The organism is Amycolatopsis lurida (assembly GCF_900105055.1).
Lineage (GTDB): Bacteria > Actinomycetota > Actinomycetes > Mycobacteriales > Pseudonocardiaceae > Amycolatopsis > Amycolatopsis lurida.
Genome location: NZ_FNTA01000004.1, coordinates 3838564 through 3861495 on the forward strand (window position 1 = coordinate 3838564; position 22932 = coordinate 3861495).

The 22932-nt window shown below is 69.3% G+C and carries 25 protein-coding genes; 11 read left to right on the plus strand and 14 right to left on the minus strand.

The window, feature by feature from the left end; genetic code table 11:
- Positions 1-21: 21 nt before the first annotated feature.
- The gene (locus tag BLW75_RS23185; RefSeq protein WP_034309719.1) at positions 22-1113 is read left to right on the plus strand and encodes a C45 family autoproteolytic acyltransferase/hydrolase; all 1092 of its coding nucleotides are present in this window, start codon (positions 22-24) and stop codon (positions 1111-1113) included.
- On the plus strand, positions 1110-2645 hold the full coding sequence (locus BLW75_RS23190) for an MFS transporter (RefSeq protein WP_034309717.1): 1536 nt from the start codon (positions 1110-1112) through the stop codon (positions 2643-2645). The genes BLW75_RS23185 and BLW75_RS23190 overlap by 4 nt, the downstream gene beginning before the upstream one ends.
- A 69-nt stretch (positions 2646-2714) precedes the next feature.
- On the opposite strand, the gene BLW75_RS23195 is transcribed toward BLW75_RS23190, so the two are convergent.
- Both BLW75_RS23195 and BLW75_RS23200 read right to left on the minus strand, forming a co-directional pair.
- Positions 2715-3206 carry a nuclear transport factor 2 family protein gene (locus BLW75_RS23195; protein WP_034309715.1) on the minus strand — a complete coding sequence of 164 codons (492 nt, stop codon included), beginning with the start codon at positions 3204-3206 and terminating at the stop codon, positions 2715-2717.
- Positions 3203-3799, minus strand: coding sequence for a TetR/AcrR family transcriptional regulator (locus BLW75_RS23200; RefSeq protein ID WP_034309713.1), 597 nt, complete (start codon positions 3797-3799; stop codon positions 3203-3205). Before BLW75_RS23200 ends, BLW75_RS23195 begins: the two co-directional genes overlap by 4 nt.
- 8 nt (positions 3800-3807) lie before the next feature.
- Between BLW75_RS23200 and lhgO the strand changes: the two genes are divergently transcribed.
- On the plus strand, positions 3808-5064 hold the full coding sequence (gene lhgO, locus BLW75_RS23205) for an L-2-hydroxyglutarate oxidase (protein WP_338399991.1): 1257 nt from the start codon (positions 3808-3810) through the stop codon (positions 5062-5064).
- Here the strand turns inward: lhgO and BLW75_RS23210 are convergent.
- Positions 5061-6053: a DUF3558 family protein gene (locus BLW75_RS23210; RefSeq protein ID WP_034309710.1), complete on the minus strand. Its 993-nt coding sequence runs from the start codon at positions 6051-6053 to the stop codon at positions 5061-5063. The genes lhgO and BLW75_RS23210 overlap by 4 nt on opposite strands.
- Positions 6054-6080: 27 nt before the next feature.
- Complete coding sequence (gene serS / locus BLW75_RS23215) at positions 6081-7349, minus strand: serine--tRNA ligase (RefSeq protein WP_091598171.1); 1269 nt, start codon at positions 7347-7349, stop codon at positions 6081-6083.
- Positions 7350-7482: 133 nt separating this feature from the next.
- On the opposite strand from serS, the gene BLW75_RS23220 reads away from it, so the two are divergent.
- On the plus strand, positions 7483-8766 hold the full coding sequence (locus tag BLW75_RS23220; RefSeq protein WP_034309705.1) for an aspartate aminotransferase family protein: 1284 nt from the start codon (positions 7483-7485) through the stop codon (positions 8764-8766).
- Between the two features lie 52 nt (positions 8767-8818).
- Here the strand turns inward: BLW75_RS23220 and BLW75_RS23225 are convergent, their stop codons facing one another.
- From BLW75_RS23225 to BLW75_RS23240, 4 genes are read right to left on the minus strand one after another with little or no spacing between them, the layout of a single operon-like run.
- Positions 8819-9724 (minus strand): haloalkane dehalogenase, encoded by a 906-nt coding sequence (locus BLW75_RS23225; RefSeq protein WP_198935704.1) that lies wholly within the window; start codon positions 9722-9724, stop codon positions 8819-8821.
- Positions 9725-9779: 55 nt separating this feature from the next.
- Positions 9780-10232 (minus strand): DUF350 domain-containing protein, encoded by a 453-nt coding sequence (locus BLW75_RS23230; protein ID WP_034309700.1) that lies wholly within the window; start codon positions 10230-10232, stop codon positions 9780-9782.
- 58 nt (positions 10233-10290) lie between these two features.
- Complete coding sequence (locus BLW75_RS23235) at positions 10291-11457, minus strand: glutathionylspermidine synthase family protein (protein WP_034309698.1); 1167 nt, start codon at positions 11455-11457, stop codon at positions 10291-10293.
- Complete coding sequence (locus tag BLW75_RS23240) at positions 11458-12066, minus strand: hypothetical protein (protein ID WP_241783483.1); 609 nt, start codon at positions 12064-12066, stop codon at positions 11458-11460. It abuts the gene before it with no gap.
- 95 nt (positions 12067-12161) lie between these two features.
- Here BLW75_RS23240 and BLW75_RS23245 point away from each other — a divergent pair, with 95 nt between their 5' ends.
- The 4 genes from BLW75_RS23245 to BLW75_RS23260 all read left to right on the plus strand — a co-directional run bounded on the left by BLW75_RS23245 (position 12162) and on the right by BLW75_RS23260 (position 15480).
- Positions 12162-13142 carry a septum formation family protein gene (locus BLW75_RS23245; protein WP_034309693.1) on the plus strand — a complete coding sequence of 327 codons (981 nt, stop codon included), beginning with the start codon at positions 12162-12164 and terminating at the stop codon, positions 13140-13142.
- Between the two features lie 4 nt (positions 13143-13146).
- Positions 13147-13497, plus strand: a complete 351-nt coding sequence (locus BLW75_RS23250; protein WP_034309691.1) for a metallopeptidase family protein — start codon at positions 13147-13149, stop codon at positions 13495-13497.
- A gap of 224 nt (positions 13498-13721) precedes the next feature.
- The gene (locus tag BLW75_RS23255) at positions 13722-14981 is read left to right on the plus strand and encodes an MFS transporter (protein ID WP_034309689.1); all 1260 of its coding nucleotides are present in this window, start codon (positions 13722-13724) and stop codon (positions 14979-14981) included.
- 61 nt (positions 14982-15042) lie between these two features.
- Positions 15043-15480 carry a hypothetical protein gene (locus BLW75_RS23260; RefSeq protein ID WP_034309686.1) on the plus strand — a complete coding sequence of 146 codons (438 nt, stop codon included), beginning with the start codon at positions 15043-15045 and terminating at the stop codon, positions 15478-15480.
- Here BLW75_RS23260 and BLW75_RS23265 read toward each other — a convergent pair.
- From BLW75_RS23265 to pheA, 3 genes are all read right to left on the minus strand, one after another.
- Positions 15477-16127, minus strand: a complete 651-nt coding sequence (locus tag BLW75_RS23265) for a DUF4232 domain-containing protein (protein WP_034309683.1) — start codon at positions 16125-16127, stop codon at positions 15477-15479. The genes BLW75_RS23260 and BLW75_RS23265 overlap by 4 nt on opposite strands.
- A gap of 155 nt (positions 16128-16282) precedes the next feature.
- Positions 16283-16903, minus strand: a complete 621-nt coding sequence (locus BLW75_RS23270) for a histidine phosphatase family protein (RefSeq protein WP_034309681.1) — start codon at positions 16901-16903, stop codon at positions 16283-16285.
- Complete coding sequence (gene pheA, locus BLW75_RS23275; RefSeq protein WP_034309679.1) at positions 16900-17808, minus strand: prephenate dehydratase; 909 nt, start codon at positions 17806-17808, stop codon at positions 16900-16902. Before pheA ends, BLW75_RS23270 begins: the two co-directional genes overlap by 4 nt.
- A 97-nt stretch (positions 17809-17905) precedes the next feature.
- On the opposite strand from pheA, the gene BLW75_RS23280 reads away from it, so the two are divergent.
- The 3 genes from BLW75_RS23280 (at position 17906) to BLW75_RS42920 (ending at position 20424) form a co-directional block, all read left to right on the plus strand.
- Positions 17906-18547 carry a macro domain-containing protein gene (locus BLW75_RS23280; RefSeq protein ID WP_034309677.1) on the plus strand — a complete coding sequence of 214 codons (642 nt, stop codon included), beginning with the start codon at positions 17906-17908 and terminating at the stop codon, positions 18545-18547.
- Between the two features lie 157 nt (positions 18548-18704).
- The gene (gene coaA / locus BLW75_RS23285; RefSeq protein ID WP_034309674.1) at positions 18705-19637 is read left to right on the plus strand and encodes a type I pantothenate kinase; all 933 of its coding nucleotides are present in this window, start codon (positions 18705-18707) and stop codon (positions 19635-19637) included.
- A 616-nt stretch (positions 19638-20253) separates the two neighbouring features.
- Positions 20254-20424: a hypothetical protein gene (locus tag BLW75_RS42920; protein WP_167373516.1), complete on the plus strand. Its 171-nt coding sequence runs from the start codon at positions 20254-20256 to the stop codon at positions 20422-20424.
- 62 nt (positions 20425-20486) lie between these two features.
- Here the strand turns inward: BLW75_RS42920 and BLW75_RS23295 are convergent, their stop codons facing one another.
- The 3 genes from BLW75_RS23295 to BLW75_RS23305 form a co-directional block, all read right to left on the minus strand.
- Positions 20487-20903: a type II toxin-antitoxin system VapC family toxin gene (locus tag BLW75_RS23295; RefSeq protein ID WP_034309670.1), complete on the minus strand. Its 417-nt coding sequence runs from the start codon at positions 20901-20903 to the stop codon at positions 20487-20489.
- A complete protein-coding gene (locus BLW75_RS23300; RefSeq protein WP_241783481.1) occupies positions 20900-21199 on the minus strand; it encodes a type II toxin-antitoxin system Phd/YefM family antitoxin in 300 nt (99 codons plus the stop codon). Before BLW75_RS23300 ends, BLW75_RS23295 begins: the two co-directional genes overlap by 4 nt.
- Positions 21200-21268: 69 nt before the next feature.
- Positions 21269-22825, minus strand: coding sequence for a DUF1841 family protein (locus BLW75_RS23305; RefSeq protein ID WP_034309666.1), 1557 nt, complete (start codon positions 22823-22825; stop codon positions 21269-21271).
- Between the last annotated feature and the right edge of the window lie 107 nt (positions 22826-22932).

Here is a 22932-nt window from a genome sequence, read left to right on the forward strand (position 1 = left end):
GCGGCGGACACCCTCCAGGACATGACCTACGTAGCGGGATCTCCCGAAGACTTCCTCGCCGTGCGGCATCTGACGCTGCGCGGCTCCCAGGCCGAAATCGGCCATGCCCTCGGCGCCGAGGTGAAGGCGCGCTCGGACTGGTCGCCGCCGTCACTCGATCCGATCGTGGCCAAGGCGCGGCGTACCTGGTTCGCGCGGAACTGGCCGCAGTACGCGGAGCGCACCGCCGGGTTCGCCGAAGCCCACGGGTCGCCCGCCGACGCGGCGGTCTCGTTCGACGACGCGAGCGCCCTGCCCGCCGGCTCGGGCTGTTCGGCGCTGTGGACGGGGAGCGAACTCGGCCGCAACTACGACTTCTTCACCATGAGCTGGACTCAGCTGGGTGCGGTGCTGGCCGGGGAGGAACCCTTCGACGACGGGACCGTGCCGATGGCGTCACGGCCCTACGTCCTGACGACGATCCCCGACGACGGCATCGCCTCGACGTCCCTCACGATGTCCACAATGGACGGTGCCACGGAGGGGGTCAACGAAGCGGGACTCGTCGTCACCCTGCTGATGGCCGAGGTCGAGACGGCCATGCCGCTGGAGCACGGTCCGCAGGCGGGCCTGTCGGTGCTGCAGGTGTGCCGGTATCTGCTGGACACCTGCGAAACCGTCGACGAGGCCAAGGAAGCGCTGATGCTCGCCAAGCAGTACGCGCACGGCGCGCCCTGCCACTACATCGTCGCCGACGCCTCCGGCCGCGGCTTCGTGTACGAACGCGGAGCGCACGACGTCGAGTACTTCGTCGAGGTGGCCGACGGGCCGCTGTGCGTCACGAACCACCTGCTGCACCGTCATCCCGATCTCGACGCGCTGCCCGAGGACACCCCGGAGACCATGCGCACTTACGAACGGCTTCGCACCGTCACCAAGGAAGCGGACGCCGGGCCGCGCGACGCGCTCGACGCGGTGTCCTTCGCGGTCGAGCCCGGTGCGCCGTGGCGGACGTTGTGGCGCAGCGTCCTCGACCCGTCGTCCCGGACGCTGAGCACCCGGTTCTACCTGGGTGACGGCGAGAACGGCACCGCGCGGCACACGCCGGAACTCACGTTCGGCGTTTCACGGTGACCATCGGCAAGGGCCGCAAGATCGGCATCGTCGCGGTCTGCGTGCTGGCGCAGCTGCTGATCGCGATCGACCTGACCGTGCTGCACCTGGTGCTGCCGTCGCTTTCGGAACAGATGCACCCGTCGACGACGGAACTGCTGTGGATCGCCGACGCGTACGGTTTCGCGCTCGCCGGGCTGCTGATCACGATGGGGAACATCGGCGACCGGGTCGGGCGGAAGAAGCTGCTGCTGATCGGGGCGTCGCTGTTCGGTGTCGCTTCGGTGATCACGGCGTACGCGCCGACGGCGGAACTCCTGATCGCCGCCCGCGCGTTGCTCGGGATCGCCGCCGCGACGCTGATGCCGTCGACGCTGTCGATCCTGCGGAACGTGTTCACCGGCAAGGAACGCGCGGCCGTGATCGGGATTTCGAGCGGGCTGACGATCCTCGGTTTCGGCATGGGGCCACTCGTCGGCGGGTTCCTGCTCGACCACTTCTGGTGGGGATCGGTGTTCCTGGTCAACGTGCCGGTGGTGGTGGTCATGGTGATCGCGGGCGCGCTGATCCTGCCCGAGTCGAAGAACCCGGTGTCCCATCGCATCGACGTGCCCAGCGTGCTGCTCTCCCTCGTCGGCATGGTCGGGATCGTCTACACGATCAAGGAAGTGGCGTACAAGGGCTGGGGACACTGGGACGTCGTGGTCGCCGCCGTGCTCGGCCTCGGCTGCCTGCTGGCGTTCGTCCTGCGGCAGCCGCGGCTGGCCGAACCGCTGATGGACCTGAAGCTGTTCGCCCAGCGGGCGTTCTCGGCGACCGTCGGCACCACGATCCTGGCGATGTTCGCGCAGCTCGCGGTCTCCCTGATGTTCGCGCAGTATCTGCAGCTGGTGGCGGGCTGGTCGCCACTGAAGGCCGGGCTCGCCGGGCTGCCCGGGATGGGCGGCGCGATCCTCGGCGGTGTGCTCGCCCCGCTGGGGATCAAGGTCTTCGGCCGCGCCGCCACGATCGCGCTCGGCTGTGCCCTCTCGGCGGTCGGCTTCGCGTTGTACTCGGGCGTCGCCGTGACGATCGTCTACACGGACCTGCTCGCCGCGATGATCGTCTTCGGGGTGGGTCTGGCGCTGATCCTCACCGTCGCGACGGACACGGTGCTCGGCGTCGTGCCGAAGGCCAGGGCGGGCGCGGCGTCGGCGATCTCCGAGACGGCGACCGAACTCGGTGGCGCGCTGGGGATCGCCGTCCTCGGCAGTGTGCTCGGCGCGCTGTACCGGAGCGAACTCGTCGTCCCGCCGGGCGTGCCACCCGAAACGATTTCGGACACCTTGGGCGGCGCCGTCCAGGTCGCGGCGCAACTCCCACCGGACCAAGGCGCGCTGGTCCTGGCCAGCGCGAAGTCGGCGTTCGTCGACGGGTTGCAGGTGACGATGGTGTGCTCGGCGGGGCTGATGGCGTTGCTGGCGGTCAGCGTGCTGTTCACGTTGCGCGGGGTGCCGAAGGTCCTTGAGGATCCTGAGGACGAACCGGCTCCGGCTCCGGTCCCGGTGGGCTGAAAGGCCCCTTCACCACATAGGACGCGGCGAAGGGCGCTTTCCTCGCATGAGATGCGGGGAAAGCGTCCTTCAGCGCCGCGGGCCGGCGAGCGGGACCGCGCGTTTGTCGCCGGACCGGACCATGGCCAGCAAGGGTTTCGCGGCCACCGCGAGCAGCCGGGCCGCGAACGTGCGGCCGTTGCGGCGCGCGATGTCCGGGCCGAAGGCGTCCATCAGCGCGACGAGCCCCGGCAGGGGCCGGACGAACAGTGTCACTTCGGCGATGAGCCCGTCTTCGCCGAGTTTCAGCACCGCCGCCTCTTCGATCTCCTCGCCGCCGATACGCGCGGTGTAGACGACGACCCGCGTCGCCTCGTCGCCGGTGTCGGTGTGGAACCGGACGTCGCGCAGATGCGAGTACGCGACCTCCAGCAACGGCCGGAGTTCCGCGTGCCCGGTGAACCGGACGCGGCTCGTCAACGGCGACCGCACGACGGCGTCCGGCGCGAAGGCGCTCAGCGCGAGTTCGACGTCTCGGGTCTCGAGGGCGCGGCGGTACCGCTCGGCGGTGTCGATGCTCATATGTCCTCCTGGATCAGGTTCCCCAGCCCGCGCCACAACAGGTCCGCCGTGAGCGCGACGACCTGCTCCCGCGGGATGTCGCGGTTGCTCCACCACCAGGTGGCGATGGCGTTCAGTGCGCTCTTCGCCGCTTCGGCGAGCGCTTCGTTCGCGCGGTCGCGCGGCAGATCGGCGGTCAGCGCCAGGCCGGGGACGCGGGCGAACACCTCGGTCAGCTGTCCCGTGGCCCTGGCCTGCCCGCGCCGGTGCACCTCGGCGACCGCCTCGTCGGACGGCGTCTCGGCGAAGATCATCCGCCAGCCGCGTTCGTTCGTCTCCATCCAGGCGAAGATCGCCGCCACCCGGCCGCGCAGCAGCTCCTCGGCGGTATCCGAGGGCGGCAGCTCCGCCCAGCCCGCCTGCAGACTGTCCACTTCGGACTCCAGGAGCCCCGCATAGAGCGCGGCCTTGGACGGGAAGTGGTCGTAGAGCACGGGCGTGCTGATACCGGCGGCCGTCGCGACCTCGCGCATCCCGGCCGCGTCGTAGCCGGACGCGGCGAACACCCGCGCCGCCGCGGCGAGGATCCGCTCCCGGCGTTCTTCCCTGCTCAAGCGCTTACCTGACATCGGTTAGGTATGGTACCACCGAACCTGACAGCTGTCAGGTAGCGCTCCGGGTAACCTGGTCGATCGTGCGCACAGTCGTAGTCATCGGAGGCGGGATCGTCGGTCTCGCCACCGCCTGGGAGCTGACCAAACGTGGTCTGGACGTCACGGTGCTCGAGAAGGAGGACCACTGGGCGGCCCACCAGACCGGGCACAACTCGAACGTCGTGCACGCGGGGCTCTACTACAAGCCCGGTTCGTTCAAGGCCAGGATGGCGAGCGCGGGCAACCGGTCCATCGTGGACTTCGCCCGGCAGTACGGGGTGCCGGTGGAGGTCTGCGGCAAACTCGTCGTCGCCACCTCCGAAGCGGAGCTTCCGGCGCTGAAAGTGCTCGCCGAACGCGCCGAGGAGAACGGCGTCCCGGCGAAACTGATCACCCCGAGCGAGGCCCGCGAGTACGAGCCCGAAGTCTCGTGCGTCGCCGCGCTGCGCGTGGAGTCCACCGGCATCATCGACTTCCCCGCCGTCTGCACCGCACTGGTGCGGCTGCTCGACGAATCCGACGCCGACCTGCGGCTCGGCACGCCCGCACTGGGGATCCGCCCGGGCCGCACCGGCGGTGTCGAGGTGGCGACCGGTGACGACGTGATCCACGCGGACGCCCTCGTCAACTGCGCGGGCCTGCACGCCGACCGCGTCGCGCGGCTCGCCGGGCTGACCCCGAGCGCGCGGATCGTGCCGTTCCGCGGCGAGTACTACGAGCTGAAACCGGAACGCCGCCATCTGGTGCGCGGCCTGATCTACCCGGTCCCGGACGCGTCGCTGCCGTTCCTCGGCGTGCACCTGACCCGCATGCTCGACGGCAGCGTGCACGCCGGCCCCAACGCCGTGCTCGCGCTTCGCCGCGAGGGCTACACCTGGCGCGACATCTCGGCGAAGGATCTCGCCGAGGTCGCCCGCTTCCCCGGCGTCTGGCGGCTCGCGCGCAAGTACGCGTACCCGACCGGGCTCGACGAGGTCCGCCGGTCGTTCTCGCGCCGTCGCTTCGCCGAAAGCCTCGCTCGGCTCGTCCCCGCCGTCACCGAGGACGACATCGTGCGGCACGGCTCCGGTGTCCGCGCGCAGGCGCTGCGCCCGGACGGCGCGCTCGTCGACGACTTCCTGATCGAGACCGCGCGCGACCAGGTGCACGTCCTCAACGCGCCCTCACCGGCGGCGACCAGCGCGCTGGAGATCGCGAAGCACATCGCCGACGAACTGAACGGCTAGAAAGCGGGCAGGTTCCCGGTCACCAGCGGCATCACGGCTTGCGGGATTTCGCAGGCCTTGGCGTTGTCGCTGAGGTCACCGGTGTCGACCTTGACCGAGGAGGTCTCCGTGACCGGCAGCATCGCGACGCAGATCGGGCTGTCCGGGCTCGAATAGACGAACCACTTCTTGCCCGCCACCATCTGCTCGACGGGGGTGCCGTCGAGGCCGGGGACGTCCTCGAGTTTCGTCGCCGTGTAGAGCCACAGGTCGAGGGCCTTCTTGCCCTTGTCGCCGTCGTTGTCGTCCCACTGGCAGCCGTTCTTCGGATCCCTCGACGAACCGTTCATCGGCCGCGCGGCCTGGAGGTTGAACGGCGTCACCTGCTCCGGTTTGAGCAAGGAGCACGGATCGACGGTCATGAGCGGGCCGGAGGGCTCGATCGGCTTCTGGCCGGGGGGCGCGGTGAGCGGCGGGCTCGGCTGTCCGCCGGGCAGGTGGGACGCGACCGCGGGAGCCGCGGCCTTCGCCAGGTCACAGGCCTTGGTGACGTCTTCGCCGGGGGCCTCGCTCGTGATCTCGACGAAGGTCTTCGGATCGAGTTCGGTCATCAGCGAGCAGTGGCTCGGGCCGAAGATGGACGCGTACCGGGTCCAGGTGAACCCGCCGATGCCGAACTTCTCGCCGGGGAGAGCGCCATTGACGTACTCGACCAGCGGGAGGTCGAAGCTCTGCGACACCTCGAGCGTGACCCCGTCGGGCGCGTCCTCCAGCTCCGGGTATCGGCAGGTCCCGGGGACCTTCCGCGCCTTGTCCGCCGGGCGTTCCTTGCCGGGGAAGGTGACGCCGATGGCTTCCGCCTGCTCCTGCGAGAGCAGCTTGCACGGCTCGGCCTTCGTGATGACGGGCCCCTGTCCCGGCACCGGCGAGGCGGTTCCTCCGACGACCGACGTGCAGCCGCCGAGCGTCAGCACCGCCAGCCCGAGCGCGACCGAATTCCGAAACCGCATGCGTCCTCTTTTCCTCACCGCCGACCGCTACTTGGATGCCGGCGTGAGCACCTCGGTTCCGCCGAGGAAGGGGCGAAGCGCCTCCGGAACCCGGACGGAACCGTCTTCGAGCTGGTGGTTCTCCAGGATCGCGACGATCCACCTGGTGGTGGCCAGCGTGCCGTTCAGCGTGGCGACGGTCTGCGGACGGCCGTCGTCGTCGCGGAAACGGATGCCGAGGCGGCGGGCCTGGAAGGTCGTGCAGTTCGACGTCGAGGTCAGCTCGCGGTAGGTCTTCTGCGACGGCACCCACGCCTCGCAGTCGAACTTCCGGTACGCGGAGGTGCCGAGGTCGCCGGTGGCGGTGTCGATCACGCGGTACGGCACCTCGATCTTGGCGAGCATCTGCTCTTCCCAGTCCAGCAGGCGCGCGTGCTCGGCTTCGGCGTCCTCGGGACGCGTGTAGACGAACATCTCGACCTTGTCGAACTGGTGGACGCGGATGATGCCGCGGGTGTCCTTGCCGTACGAACCGGCCTCGCGGCGGTAGCAGGACGACCAGCCGGCATACCGCTTCGGGCCGTTGCCGAGGTCGAGGATCTCGTCGGCGTGGTAGCCCGCGAGCGGGACCTCGGACGTGCCGACGAGGTACAGGTCGTCGTCGCGCAGCCGGTAGACCTCCGACGAGTGCGCGCCGAGGAAACCGGTGCCCGCCATGATCTCCGGCCGCACCAGGGTCGGGGTGATCATCGGGGTGAAGCCGTTCGCGGTCGCCTGCGCGATCGCCATGTTCAGCAGGCCGAGCTGCAGCTGGGCGCCGATGCCGGTGAGGAAGTAGAACCGCGAACCCGAGACCTTCGCGCCGCGCTCCATGTCGAGCGCGCCGAGCCCCTCGCAGAGTTCGAGGTGGTCCTTCGGCTCGAAGTCGAACTTCTTCGGCTCGCCGACGTGCTTGAGCACGACGTAGTCGTCCTCGCCGCCTTCGGGTGCCTCGGGGTGGACGAGGTTCGGCACCAGGCGGTGCAGCTGCTCGAACTCCTCCGACGCCTCGGTCTGCTCGACCTCGGCCGTCTTGACCTGGGCGGCGAGGTCCTTCGCCTTGGCGAGCAGCTCGGCCCGCTCGTCGCCCTGCGCCTTGGGGATGAGCTTGCCCAGCGACTTCTGCTCGGCGCGCAGCTTGTCGGCGGCGGCGATGGACGACCGGCGGCGGGAGTCGAGGGAGAGCAGCTTGTCGACCACTCCTTCGTCCTCGCCACGGGCGCGCTGCGAAGCGCGCACGACGTCCGGGTCATCGCGCAGAGTCCTGGGGTCAATCACGAGTGCTGAGAGTAGTCCGTGCGAGCCGCACAAAATGTGCGGGTCCACGCGGATAACCCGACAGTCTGATCGTTGCCGCCCGTTTCGGGCCGTCCCCATACTGAGATCTCCCTGCTGCGGACGGAGAAACCCGATGACCGATGCGGACCTGCTGGCGCGGCACAAGGCGGTACTGCCGTCGTGGCTGGCGCTCTACTACGACGAGCCGATCGAGATCGTGCACGCGCAGGACCGCCGGGTCATCGACTCGACCGGGCGCACCTACCTCGACTTCTTCGCGGGCATCCTGACGAATTCGATGGGCTACGACGTCTCGGCGATCAGCGACGCCGTGCGCAAGCAGCTCGACACCGGCATCCTGCACACGTCGACGCTGTACCTCATCCGGTCGCAGGTCGAACTGGCCGAACGCATCGCGAAGCTCTCCGGCATCCCCGACGCGAAGGTGTTCTTCACCAACTCCGGGACCGAGGCCAACGACACCGCGCTCATGCTCGCCACCCAGTACCGGCGCAGCAACCAGGTGCTGGCGATGCGGAACTCCTACCACGGCCGGTCGTTCGCGACGGTCGGCATCACCGGCAACCGCGGCTGGTCGGCGTCGTCACTCAGCCCGGTGAAGGTGAGCTACGTGCACGGCGGTTACCGGTACCGCAGCCCGTTCCGGGCGCTTTCGGACACGGAGTACATCGACGCGTGCGTCGCGGACCTGGTCGACGTCCTGGAGACGGGCACGTCGGGCGACGTCGCGTGCATGATCGCCGAGCCGATCCAGGGCGTCGGCGGCTTCAGCTCCCCGCCGGACGGCCTGTTCAAGGCGATGAAGGAGGTCCTCGACCAGTACGGGATCCTGTTCATCTCCGACGAGGTCCAGACCGGCTGGGGACGGACCGGGGAACACTACTGGGGGATCCAGGCGCACGACGTCGTCCCCGACGCGATGACCTTCGCGAAGGGCCTCGGCAACGGTCTCGCGATCGGCGGTCTCGTGGCGCGCGGCGACCTCGTCGACTGCCTCACCGCGAACTCGATCTCGACCTTCGGCGGCAACCCGGTCGCGATGGCGGGCGCGGCCGCCGTACTCGACCACATCGCCGACCACGACCTGCAGGCGAACGCGCTCGCCCGCGGCAACGAACTGCTCGACGGCCTGCGCGCGACGGGGAACCCGCTGATCGGGGACGTGCGCGGCAAGGGCCTGATGATCGGCGTCGAACTGGTCGAGCCGGGCGGGATGACGCCGAACGCGGGGGCCGCGGCGCGGATGATGGAGGAGACCAAGGCGCGCGGGCTGCTGATCGGCAAGGGCGGGCTGCACGGCAACGTGCTGCGGATCGCGCCGCCGATGACGCTCACCGCCGAAGAGGCCGCCGAAGGCCTCGGGATCATCACCGACGCACTGGGCGCCATCTCCTGACGCCCTCGTGAGTGGCTAGGACGGTTAGAACCGTCCTAGCCACTCACGAGGATCAGGAATGGGCGAAACGGGCGATGACCTCGCCCAGCCGTCCGCCCGCGTCCTCCTGCAGGAAGTGGCCTGCCCCGGTGATCGTCGGATGCTCGAGTTCGCGGGCGCCGCGCATCGAGCCCCGCAGTTCGAGGCCCCACGGCGCGGTGATCGGGTCGCCATCGGAGAACGACACCAGGAACGGCTTGTTCAGTTCCGAGAGCACCTTGAGCGCCGCCCGGTTGGCGGCCGAGGCCGGATCGTCCGGGGTGATCGGCACCAGCGAAGGCATCGCGCGCGGCGCGGCCTTGTACATCTCGTTCGGGAAGGGCGCGTCGTAGGCGGCGCGGACCTCCTCGGACAGCTTGGTCTGACAGCCCGACTGGACGAACCGCCCGACGTCGAGCACCTGGGCGTTCTCGACGGTGTCGCGGAACTTGTGCCACAGCTCGGGCATGTCGGTGTCGCCGGTGGGGAGACCGGTGTTGGCCGCGACGACCCTGGCGAACCGATCGGGGTTTTCGGCGACCAGGCGCAGGCCGATCAGGCCGCCCCAATCCTGGCCGACCAGGGTGACGTCGGTCAGGTCGAGGACGTCGAAGGCGAACGCGCGCATCCACTCGACGTGCCGCTGGTAGGTGTGGTCGACCATGTCGCCGGGTTTGTCGGATCGGCCGAAGCCGACCAGGTCGGGCGCGATGGCGCGCAGCCCGGCGTCGGCGAGCACCGGGATGACCTTGCGATAGAGGTAGGACCAGGTGGGCTCGCCGTGCAGCAGGAGAACGGGCGGCCCATCCTCGGGTCCGGCCTCCACGTATCCCACTCTGATCACGCCGCCGTGAAGGTCGACGAGTTCCGCGTAGCGCGGTTCGAAGTCGAAATCGGGCAGGTCCGAGAACCGGTCGTCCGGTGTCCTTAAAAGGCGCACGACCCCCACGTTAGTGGGAATCGTGCGCCGATGCCGGTTTCAGCAGGTCAAGAAATCACGAGATGCCGACGGCCACGACCAGGCCGAGGGCCAGGTGCGCGGCCGCGACCACGACGCTGACGGGGGCGAACTTGTCGCTCTCGATGGTCGAGCGGACGTCGATGCGGGTCGCCCACTCCAGCAGCCGGACGGCCAGCACCTGGACGACGATGCCGAGCAGGCCGTAGACCAGCGAGGTGATGAGGCCCTCGGTCAGGTCGCTGGCGGAGTTCGCGATCGCCACGACGACGATGAACGCCATCGACAGCAGGCCCGACGCGGTGACGATGACCGCGTTCGGCAGGCCACGGCTGACCAGCTGGGACAGCTTGCCGGGCGTGGTCCAGTCGATCGCCCAGAACCCGGCGAACATCAGCAGCAGGCCGACGACGCCGTACAGCAGGATCGCGCCGATCCCTCGCACGAGGTCGGAGCCGAACGTGTCGGACAGCGCAAGGGTGGTGGTCACAGGGTGCTCCCAGAGGTACGTGCTGGTCAGGAATGTCAGGTTTGTGCGGTTGCTTCTATCACGACTCGACGATGCGGTGCGGGACGAACGCCGCACCGTCGTCGGTGACGAGTCCCGCGGTCTCGCGGATGCCGAGGCCGGCGGCCTGGTCCCCGACGATCCACGCGCCGAGCGCGGGCCGGTAACCCTGGAACTCCGGGAGCGGGTCGAACGCCTGGTAGACGAACCCTTCCGCACCGTAGACACCGTCGGTCTGCGTCTCGTACCCGGTCGCGACGATCTGCACGTTCGCGCCCTCGCGGCCGAGTTTCGGCTTGCGGACGTACTCGGTCAGCAGGCCGGGGTCGTCGGCGAAGGCGGGCAGCAGGTTCGGATGCCCCGGGTAGTTCTCCCACAGGATCGCCAGCAGCGTCTTGTTGGAGAGGATCATCTTCCACAGCGGCTCGACCCACAGCGTGCGCGGCATGGTCTCGACGGCGAAGCGGCCGAACTCCTCGTCGACCACCCATTCCCACGGGTAGAGCTTCACCACGGTCGCCATCTGCGCCTCTTCGAGGTCGACGAACCGCTTGAGCACCGGGTCCCAGCCGATCTCCTCGATCGACAGGCCGACGGTGTCGAGCCCGGCCTCGGCCGCGGTCTCCTGCAGGTACGCCGTCGTCACGTGGTCCTCACCGGACGGATCGGCCGACGACCAGGTGAAGTGCAGTTCGTTCGACGGCAGCTTGTCGGCGAGTTCGCCCCAGCGCTCGACCAGCTTTTCGTGGATCGAGTTCCACTGGTCGTCGTCGGGGAAGACCGCGGTCTTCCAGTGCCACTGCAGCACCGCGGCCTCGAGCAGCGAGGTCGGGGTGTCGGCGTTGTACTCGAGCAGCTTCGCCGGGCTCTTGCCGTCGTACCGCAGGTCGAAGCGGCCGTAGACGTGCGGATCCTGCCGCTTCCACGACTCGGCGATATGCGGCCAGACCCACTCGGGGATGCCGAAGCGGTGGTACTGCTCGGTGGTGATCACGTTGTCGACGGCTTCGAGGCACATCGAGTGCAGCAGCTCCACGTCCGCCTCGACGGACAGGATCTCGTCCATGTCGAAGACGTAGTGGACCGACTCGTCCCAGTACGGCCGGGACTTGCCGGAGCCGTCGCGGGCGGGCGTGCCGAAGACCAGGCCCTGCTCTTCGACGATGTTCTGCCAATCCCGCCGGGGCGGCTTGGAATCCCGGTACACCTACGAGCCCCCGCTCTTGCCGCTGCCGCCGCTCTTGCCGCTGATGCCGAATCCGCCACGCTGGACGGACTTGCCCGATTTCGTGCTGACGTTCGCGTTCGACGGCGCGGTGTACGAGCCACCCGACACACGCTGCCCGATCGCGCCGGAGCCGCCGTAGTTGTAGCGGTAGCTCTGCATCGGCCCACCGATACCGCCGATGGGGAGGAAGAAGAACCCGCCGCTGACGTAACCGCCGTGCGACCGCACGTAGTTCTCGTCGCAGTTCTGGTCGTTGTCGACGATCTCGGTGTCTTTGGTGGTGCAGACGGCCGTGACGTTCTCCGGCTTCGCGACCGTGTAGAACGTCGCGACCAGACCGACCAGACCGACCGTCACACCGGTTCCGATCAGGATCTTCTTCTTGGTCGAAGACTTCTTCTCGGCGGCGCGAGCGGCTTCGGCGGCCAGCGCCTCCTGGCGCTCCTGCTCCGCCAGCGCCTGCTGTCGCGCCCGCTGCTCGGCCAACGACGGCTGCCGCGCCTGCGTGCTGCCGTCCTGGAAGCGCATGGAGCCGCGCTTGGGCGGCTCCTGAGGCCCCTGTGCCCCCTGGTTGTGATCCTGCGTCATCGAAGCTCCGTAATCGCCCGCCGGCCCGAACCCGTGTCTCAACACTAACCACCCGGTACGCGCACCTTACGTGCGGCGCGGGCATCATGGAGTGGATGTCTCAACAGGCCGAGCGGTTCCGTGATCCGCGAAACGCGCTGAGCACCCTGCGCACCCGGCTCCTCATGGCCGGTGTGTTCGCGGGCGCGATCATCGCGCTTTCGCTGAGTGTGGCGTTTTCGTGGAACGTGGGCCCGGAGGGCGGTGCGGGCGGCGGCGCCCCCAAACTGTCGCCCGCCGCGGCCGAGGCGTTCCAGTCTCCTCCTGGCACCTGTCTGACCTGGAACAATCCGGACGCCACCGACGCACGGCGCGTGCCGTGCGCCGAGGCCCACCTGTTCGAGGTCACCAGCATCGTCGACATCGGCGCGCAGTACCCGCCGGGGGCGCCGAGCCCGAACCTGGAGCAGTGGCAGGAGATCTCCAGGTCCCAGTGCACGATCGACGTCAAGCCGTACCTCGGCCGCACGCTGGATCCGTACGGCAAGCTGAGCATGAACCTGCTCCGGCCGACGCCCGCGCAGTGGGCGGACGGCGACCGGCAACTTCGTTGTGGTCTGCAGTGGGCGGGCCAGGGCGGCAAGCTCCAGGCGACCAAGGGGCCGGCGAAGGAACAGGACCAGTCCGCCGTCTGGGAGCCGGGCACCTGCCTCGCGCTGCTCAACAACAGCTTCGGCGACCCCATCGACTGCGCGCAGGCGCATTCGTACGAGATCATCGCGACGCTCGACCTCAAGACGAAGTTCAAGGACGGCTACCCGTCGCAGGACCAGCAGAAGACCTGGCTGGACACCGCGTGCTCGACGGCCGCACAGGAGTACACGGGCAACGCCGACCTGGCGGAGAAGAAGCTCGTCCTCACCTGGGACGTCCGCGAGCAGGAGAGCTGGGACGCCGGGTCGACGCTGGTGAACTGCAAGGTGGCGGCGGTCCTGCCGGACAACAAGGGGCTGGCGCCGGTCACCGGGAGCGTCAAGGTCGGCACCGGTGAGACCCCGCCGCCGTCGTCCTCTTCGGCCCCGAAGACCGGAGGATGAGCGCGTGCCCGTCGAGATGACCCAGCAGCGGTTCGAGGAGCTGGTTTCGGAGGCGCTGGACGAGCTCCCGCCCGAATTCGCGGACGCCATGGACAACGTCGTGGTACTCGTGGAGGAGTTCAACGAGGAGTCGCCCACGATCCTCGGCCTGTACCACGGCGTGGCGCTGACCGAGCGGACCCACGAGTACGGCGGGGTGCTGCCGGACCGGATCTCGATCTACCGGCGCCCGCTGCTGGAGATGTGCGACACCGAGGAGGACGTCGTCGAGGAGGTGCTGATCACGGTCATCCACGAGGTAGGCCACCATTTCGGCATCGACGACGCGCGCCTGCACGAACTCGGGTGGGGTTGAGCCGCCGGGCAGGGCGAGAGCAAAGGTCCCTTGCTCCCCCGGAACCGACACGGCGGATTCCGCGCCGAAGGCGGCATGGTCGGTGATTTTCGTGCCTGAGCACCACGGGTTCTCCGGATTCTTAACTGGGCGTAACAACCCAGCCACTTTGGGCGACAGCCCCCGCTAAACTTTTCGACACGTTGTCGTCGGCCGACGCCGGCGAATGCCTGGGGAGGCGGTCCATGGCCGAGTCGACGGCACGAGGGAGGAGCGACCGGCGATTGCGCTGGTTGCTCGCGTCCAGCGCGGCGTCGAACCTCGGCGACGGGATCGGCAAGGTCGCGTTTCCGCTGCTCGCGGTCACCCTGACCCGCGATCCGCTGCTCATCGCCGGTCTTTCGGCGACCCAGTTCCTGCCGTGGCTGCTGTTCGCGCTCCCCGCGGGCGCGCTGCTCGACCGCGTCGACCGGCGGCGGGCGATGATCCTCGCGAACGGCGTCCGCGCGGTCGTCGTCGGCGGGACGGCCGCCCTGGTCGCGTCGGGCGGGGTGACGATCTGGCTGGTCTATGCCGCCGCGCTGCTCATCGGCTTCGCGGAGGTGGTCGCCGACAGCGCCGCGAACGTGCTCATCCCGGCGGTCGTCGGCAAGGGTTCGCTCGACAGCGCGAACAGCAAGCTCCAGGCGTGCGAGATCGTGGGGCAAACCTTCCTTGGCGGGCCAGTCGGCAGCGCCACCTTCGCACTCTTCGCGACCTTCCCGTTCCTGCTCAACTCGGTGGGCTTCGCGATCGCGGCCGTCGTGCTGATCGGACTCGCCGGGAGCTATCGGCCGAGAGCCACCGACCAGGCGCCCGCCGCTCTCCGTACCGAACTGGCGGAGGGTTTCCGCTGGCTGAAGCAAAGCAGGCTGGTGCTGCGGCTGGTCGTGATCGCCGGGCTGATCAGCCTGGTCAGCGAACTCGCGCAGGCCCAGCTGGTGCTTTACGCGATCGAGTACCTGCGTCTCAGCGAAGCGGCCTTCGGACTCTTCGCGTTCGTCGGCGGCATCGGCGGCTTGCTCGGCGCGGCGGTCGCCCCGCGGCTGGTGAAGGTGACCAGCCGTCGCGCGGTGCTCCTGGGGGGCACGGCCGGCTGCGGCGCGGCGTTCACCGGCATGGGCCTGACGAGCTCGCCGGTGGCGGGAGCGGCGCTGTTCGGCCTGTTCGCGGCCGCCGTGGTCGCGGTGAACATCGTGCTCGGGACGGCGCGGCACACCCTCGTTCCCGGCGATCTGCTCGGCCGGGTCCTCGGCGTGTGGCGCACCGTCGTCTGGGGCGCGATCCCGATCGGCGCCCTGCTCGGCGGCGTCCTCACCCACGCCCTCGGATCGCCTGCCCGGACGTTCCTCACGTCCGGGCTGCTGCTGTTCGGAGTAGCCGGTTTCGCGTTCGTCTCGTTACGGCAAGGAGCCTTCGATGACGAATCGGCCACGGAGGAGCGGGTTCTCCACCGGGACCGGTGAAAACAAAGGCCTTTGGTGCTGAAATAGCCCATCACCGCCACGGGTGACGGGGAGGTCCGCGATGCAGCAGACACTGGTGCCGGAGGCCGGCGTGGGGACGACAGAACCTTCGAGACGCCCGCAAGTACTCACCGCCGTCGCCGGCTTTGTGATCGGCGGTGGTGTGATCGGCATGTTGTGGGCGCTCTCAGGCGTCAACGCGGGCGCGCTCGAAGACGCGCAACACGCTTGCTCGGCGCTGGCCAGGGTCGGCACGATCCCGGACACCACCGATTCGGCACCCGGCGAACGGACCGTGGCCGTCCTGGCCCCCGAAGTCCTGCACCGGATGACGGCCGCGCGCGAACTCTCCGCCGCGGCGGCCGCCGCCAACGACACCTACCGGCCGCTGGCCGAGCACATCGACGGGGTCAGCCGGATGGTGTTCAGCCTGCACTTCAACCAGATCTCGGGACAGCGGCACCTGGCGCAGGCCGAACAGCTCTGCACCCAGCTCTAGCCCTTGTGGACGGTCTGGACGGTCAGCTGGTTGCCGGGGATCTTCCCCGCACAGCCCAATCCCTGCACCGGCACGAAGTTCGAGGCCGTCTCCTGCGGCAGGTACACCCGCAGCCCCCGGGTCTCGGTGGGCTTGCAGACCGCCTCGTCGTAGTTGCGGACGTTCACGAAACCGACGTCGGCGACCGCGCTCTCCCCGTTGGCGAGCTGCACGGGCCCGCCCTTGGTGCCGTCGCGGAACGCGGCCTCGCCGACCTGGTGGCCGTCGGCTCCGGTCACATAGGAGATACCCGGGAAGCCCTGGACGGTGCACGGGTGCCCGCTCGCGTTCGTGATCACGAGCTTGCGGTACACCGTGCCCGCGGCGGCGTCACTGTCCTTGATGGACAGTTTGACGTCGCCCGCCTTGCACAGCCCGTCGTTCTTCGGCGCCGGTGCGGGTGACTGGGCGGGCTGCGGGGCGGGCGCCGGGCTCGACGAGCTCGCGCTGGGCGCGGCGGAGGTGTCCGGCGCCGAACTCGACGGCGACGCGGACGTGTTCTGCGCGACGGGCGCGGGTTCCGCACCGCAGGCGCTGAGCAGCAGAAGCCCGGCGGTACCCGCGACGAGACCGCCGATGGAGATCAGTTTCGAACGAATCATGGTCATTCGCCTCCCTGTAACCGGACAATGCCGGGTGACCCACCGTTCAGTAGACGTGTTGTCCGCCGTGGGGGTTGCGCTCCATCGGTTAATTCCCCACAAGGTGTTAATCGATCTTGTGGGGGGTATTCCCCGGCGGGCGCGGAGGCAAACGTCCCTGGTCAGGCGTTGACGGGGGTGTCCGCCCAGGTGAGACAGGTCCAGCCGGCGGGGGCCGCGACGAGTTCGACGATCCCGGTGTTGGGAATGAGCCCCTGGTTGGCGACCTCGGCGGTCACGTTCCCGGCGAGCCATTCGCCGCCGAGGCGGATCGCGCCGCCGTGGCTCACCAGCACCACCGTGCCGTCGGGGTCGGCCTGCTCGTGCTTGGCGCGCAGACGGGCGACCGCGTCGAGCATGCGGGCGCGGACCTGCGCACCGGTCTCGCCGCCGGGGATGGGCGGGTCGAGCTCGCCGAGCGTCCATCGGCGCACGACGCTCATGTAGATCGTGATCGAATCCTTGTCCGTCTTGCCTTCGAGGTCGCCTGCCGCGACCTCGTGCACACCGTCGAGGACCTGGACGTCCAAGCCCCGTTCGGCTGCAAGGGGCGCGGCGGTCTCCTGGGCGCGGACCGCCTGCGAGGCGTAGACCGCGACGATCGGCTCGCCGTCCAGCCGCTTCACGAGGCTCTGGGCCTGCTCGCGACCGAGCTCGGTGAGCGGCGGCCCCGGCAGCGCGGTGTCGAGCGCGCCGCGAACGTTGCCTTCGGTCTGGCCGTGGCGGACGAGGAGAAGTTTCACGCCTGTGCTCCCTTCCGTACCGACTCGACCCAGCCGATCGCGTCGGTGAAATCCTCGTTGGCCGCGCCCGGCTCCATCTCGGTCTTGCCGTTGTCCGCCCGCGGGTGCGAGCCGAGGAACCGTACGTTCCGGCACCGCCGGCGCAACGCGGCCAGCGCGTCACCGATCCTGGGCTCGGCGACATGCCCCTCGAAGTCGATGAAGAAGCGGTACTCGCCGAAGTTGTTCCTCGTCGGGCGGGCGTCCAGCTTGGTCAGGTTGATTCCGCGGACCGCCAGTTCGGTGAGCAGCTCGGCGAGGGCGCCGGTCCGGTTCGTCGCGGCGGCGACGATCGACGTGCGGTCCGCCCCGGTCGGTTCCGGCAGGTCACCGGGCGCTCGGACGAGGATGAACCGGGTCTTGGCGTCGCGGACGTCGGCGACCTCGGTGGCCCTCACTTCCAGCGGGTAGTGCTCGACGGCGACCGGCGCGGTGACGGCGGCGTCGAACTCGCCCGCGTCCACCGCGACCGCGGCCGCCGCCGTGGACGACGTCGCGACCGGACGCGCGCCCGGCAGGTTGGCCTCGACCCAGTGGCGGACCTGGGCGAGCGCGTGCGGATGGCTGGCCACGGTGCGGATCTCGGTGGTGCCCGGCCGGATCAGCACGCTGAAATGGACCGGCAGCAGGACCTCCGCCACCGCGACGAGCGGCTCGGCCTCGCTCAGGCTGTCGAGGGTGGCGGTGACGGCGCCCTCCACGGAGTTCTCGATCGGGACACACGCGGCGTCGGCGGCGCCCGCGCGCACCGCGGCCAGCGCCGCGGGGATGGTCTCCGCCGGGATCAGCTCCTCACCGGGGGCGAGCCGGCGCGCGGCCTGTTCGGTGAAGGTTCCCTGGGGGCCGAAGTAGGCGATCCGTGACACCCCGCCAGATTACGCACGGCGCGGGTGGCGACTTTCACTCGGACAGCCGGTACGCGCACCGGTTACGCCGGGTGGCTTTTTTTGCCATGCTTAGGGCGTGACCGCCGAACCGGGCACGCGCACCGGCCACGAGGACGCCGGCTCCTCCTTTGCTCCCCAGCCGGACAGCCCCACTCCGGAGCTGGTGTTGTGCGCCGTCGATGACCCGCTCGCACAAGCCTGGACGACCGTCGCGGACACAGTGGACGGCCGGGTCTTCGTGCACCGCGGGTCCGTGCTCGACGTCGTCGCGCAGGCCGTCGTCAGCCCCGCGAACTCCTACGGCTGGATGCGGGGCGGCATCGACGCCGTGTACGCCCGCGCCTATCCCGAGGTCGAGCAGAACGTGCGCAGCGCCGTGCTCGCCTACCACGGCGGAGAGCTCCCGATCGGCGAAGCGGTGATCGTGCCCACCGGCGAGGCCGAGCCCGCCTGGCTGATCAGCGCGCCGACGATGCGGGAACCCGGTGAACACCTCCCGCGTGACACCGTGCATCCGTACCTGGCCGCCCGGGCGGTGTTCCAGCAGTGGCGCGACGGCAGGCTCGACCAGGGCCGGGTCCGTGATCTCGTGCACACGATCGCGATGCCCGGACTCGGCACCGGCTTCGGCGGGGTCGCGCCCGCGGTCTGCGCGCGCCAGGTCGCCGCGGCGTGGAACGAGGTCTTCACCCCCGGCCGCACCCGTAACGGACGGTAACGCCCCGAAGCGGGGTACATCACATCGCAGCGCGTTCACGAGCCGTAAGCCCTACCGTTAAAGCGGCTTCATCCGGTTCGAGGCACGTTCACCCGCCGAGAACTCGTCAACACGGTTTTGTACGGCGCCAGCGCAGGCGACGGGCGAGGAGTGTGCGATGCCGCGGGTCCGTGAGCTCAGTCCCTACGTCGAGCTGCACCGTGAGCAGTGGCGCGAGTTGCGCAGGTCGACTCCTCTGCCGCTGACCGCCGCGGAACTGCTGCGGCTGCGCGGTCTCGGCGAACAGGTAGACCTTGCCGAGGTCGCCGAGGTCTACCTGCCGCTCTCCCGGCTGATCAATCTCCAGGTCGCCGCCCGGCAACGGCTGTACGAAGCGACCACCACCTTTCTCGGCGAAGACAGCCGGGGCACCAAGGTGCCGTACATCATCGGGATCGCGGGCAGCGTCGCCGTCGGCAAGTCGACCACTGCGCGCATCCTGCGCACCCTGCTCGCCCGCTGGCCGGATCACCCCAGGGTCGACCTGGTCACCACCGACGGTTTCCTCTACCCGCGTGCGGAACTGGTGCGGCGCGGGATCATGCACCGCAAGGGTTTCCCGGAAAGCTACGACCGGCGGGCGCTGCTGCGGTTCGTCACCGACGTGAAGTCCGGGGCGGAACGGGTCAGCGCTCCGGTGTACTCGCACCTCGCCTACGACATCCTTCCCGACGAAGAGCAGGTCGTTCAGCGGCCCGACATCCTGATCCTCGAAGGATTGAACGTCCTGCAGCCCGGCCCCCGGCTCACCGTCTCCGATCTGTTCGACTTCTCGATCTACGTGGACGCGCCGACGACCGACATCGAACGCTGGTACATCGAGCGCTTCCTCAAGCTGCGGCACACCGCTTTCGCGGACCCCGCTTCGCACTTCCACCACTTCGCCGGCCTCCCGGACGACGAGGCCCGCGCCGAGGCACGCCACCTGTGGCGCACGATCAACGAGCCGAACCTGATGGAGAACATCAAGCCGACGCGGCCCCGGGCGACGCTCGTCCTCCGCAAGGACGCCGACCACACGATCAACCGGGTCCGGCTGCGCAAGCTCTGAGGCCGTAGGCGGAACTCGGGTGATCGGAGCCGTGACTCACGTGCGCGGGGGCGCAACACGCGTGCCCGAAGGCCGAACACGCGTGTTCGGAGCCGCAACTCACGTGATCTAGGGCGGAACTCGCGTGATCGGAGCCGTAACTCACGTGGCCGGAGGCGCGACTCGCGTGATTGGGGCCGTAACTCACGTGGCCGGGGGCGCGACTCGCGTGATTGGGGGCGGAGCTCACGTGGCCGGGGGCGCGACTCGCGTGATTGGGGGCGGAGCTCGCGGGTCACGTCGACGAGACCACGACACCGCGTGACCGGGTACCCCGGGAATCTCTACTCACAGCGAACGTTCACGACGTGGGCCAAGATCACTTCGCCGGAAGCCGACCACGCGGGCGGTTTCCGGCCGTTCCCTCACAAGGACCAGCTTTCGCACCACCGGAGAGCCGATGATGGGCGCCGGTCGCGCACCGCTGTCGGCAGCCGGCTTTCCTCGGCCGATCGGCCGATCCACGCTCAGTACGTGTAACCGGTTGGCCGATACCGGCTACAGCCCCCCACGGCGACCCTTGTGTCAGGGGTTCACGAGGTCTCGAAAAGGACCTTGAGCAGGGAGGAGGGTCACGATGTTCTCGATCGTCTTGACCTGGATCGGCTCGATTCTCGGCCTCGCGCTCTTGGTGGCCATGGCCGCCGGCGCCTTCGTCGTCGACTTCGACGACGCCCGCGGGGACCGTCGCCGGAAGAAGCCGCAAGTCACGGAGAACAAGGGCACCCCCGCGGCACCGCTGGGCTGAACCGCGGCGGAAGTTCCGGCCGATCAAGGCGTCCGGACGTCTTGATCCTCGCGGAGATCCGCTCAGTCGAACGGATTGTGCAGCCGCGCACCGAGCCCGGCCATGTCGGCGAGGTTCCGGGTGACCAGGGTCAGCTCGTGGACCCGGGCGGTCGCGGCGATCAGCCCGTCGATGGACGGCACTTTCCGCGGCGCGTACTGCCTGCCCCATTCGGCCGCGATTTCGGCGGTCACCGGAAGAATCCGTTCCGAGAACTGCGTGGTGAGCCCGGCCAGCCACTCGGTCAGCGCTTCCGCACGCGCCCTGTCCCGCTCCCCTCGATGCCTGAGTTTCGTTATCCCCCTCTCGATCTCCCCCACCGTCAGCGCGCTCAAATAGAGCCTGCTCGACGACACTCCGCCCCACCACCGGGCGAAACCCGGGTTCTGCGTGCGGCGCCGAGCCTCGGACACGATGTTCGTGTCCAGCAGAAAGCTCACCCGCTCACCTCCACGGCATCTCTCGGCAGGTCTTCCGCGCGTTCGGCGGCGATTTCCTCCAGCACGTCGGCCAGCGCCTCCCCGTACTCGGGATGGTGCTGTTCCCCGGAGAGCACGAGCTTGAAATCGAGGGCTTCACCGCTTCCGGTCAACCTGCGGTAATCCACGATGTCCAGCACCACCGCCACCTCCTCCCCGTGTTTCGTGACGAACTGCGGCCCATCGGACGCGGCACGGCGCAGCAGCTCACTCAGCCGCTGCTTGGCGTCCTGCACTTGCCAGGTTGCTGCTTCCATCTAGACAGACTAGACAGAATGGGGCGGGTCGGCAAGGGCTGGGGAGGTGTGACCGGCGGAAACGGGTGGTCAGGCGAGCTCGCCGAGCGCCTTCCGGTAGTCGTCGATGTCGTAGTCCATCTCGTGCTCGCCCGCTTCGGTGAGCTGGGCGGACAGAGCGTCGATGAGGCGGTCGAAGATCTCGTCGCGCTCCTGCCCGGTCTCGCTCAGCCGCCGCACGGCCTGCCAGACCTCGGCCGGCTCGTCGGCCCAGAGCTGGTCGACGATCGTGGTCTTGAGCGCGAGCCGCATCCGCGGTTCGCCGTCGAAGGTCTCCTCGGCCAGCGCCTCGTGGTACTCGGGGTGCTCTCCGATCACCAGCAGGCGGCGCTGCTCGGGGTCGGCGGGTTCGAGTTCCAGCTCCTCGTCCCCGATCTCCGCGTAGACCGTCGGCACGGCGAACATGCGGCGCGCCAGGGCCTCCGCGAGTTCCGCCGGGTCTTCGATCCCCTCGGAGCCGTCGAAGTAGACGTCGAGCGCGGAGTCCTCGTCCTGCGCGAATTCCTCCAGGAACTCGGTCGCGCTCTCCAGCAGCGCGACACGCGCGGCTTCGGGGAGTCCGGCGCGGTCGGCGGCCCAGCTGACCCAGCCGAGCAGAGCGGGCTCCAGCGCGTCTTCGTAGGCCTCGTCGATCTCGAACTCGCCGTCCAGCAGCGATTCGAGGAACCGGGCGAGCTTCTCGGGGCCCACCCGCAGCGGGCTGCCCGGCTCGGTTTCACAGCCGTGATCCACGAGCAGGCGGGCGTAGAACCGCGTCGCCTCCGTGTCCTCCACGAGCCCGGAACCGACGAAATCGGCGACGACCTCTTCGCGGACCTGCTCGGGCCACTCGGTGATCTCGGGCGACGGCTCGGGAGCGGGAAGCGCCCGGATCCAGGCCAGCGCGAGCGCGTGGAACCGGGCGTAGTCCTCGCTGACGTCGGGCTCCTCGACGACGTCCGTCGCGGCCAGCCCGTCCGCGAGCAGCTGGTGGGCGCGCTCGGGCAGCACCCGCTCCAGCGTGACGAGTTCCGGGTCGTCGGCGGCCTGCTGCCGCATCTCGGCCAGCACGTCCTGCGGCTTGTCGACCACGACGACGTCGCGGATCCGGCCACCCTCGGTGAAGTCGACCAGCGCGAGCAAGCCGTGCTCGGCGCCGCCGCGGGAGAAGACGCACAGGAGGGAGGACTCGTCGCCGAAGACGTCACCGGTCCGCCAGCATTCCCCGACGGTCACCGCGGCCAGCTCCGCCGCCCATTCCGGTTCCGGGATCCCGCGGCCCAGCACGGTGCTCAGCGCCGACGCGGCCGCCTCGCGCTCCTCCTCGGTCTCGGCGAAGACCTTCAGCCCGGCGAGCAGCGCGGCCGCGGCCGGGGTGATCTTCCGCTCGGCGAACGCGATGAGCTCCAGGCCCAGCGGCGTTTCGTCCTCTTCGAGCTCGATCTCCCACCACTGGCCGAGCACTTCGGAGGTCAGCAGCTCGACGTCGAGCACCTCGGGTTCGGCACCCAGGGTCGAGAAGTCCCGGAGGACGTCCTTGAAGAGGCCCGTCACACTCGGGGTGGAGGGCTGGGCTGCCTTCTTGCGGGCACGGCTCACCGGACTCATGGCGACATGTTTTCACGCGGACCCGGCCGGGTGCGTCGCGGTGGCCCTGGGCGCGGAACACGGGTCCCGGACGCGGGCGGACACCGGTTCACCGACCACCGCGACTT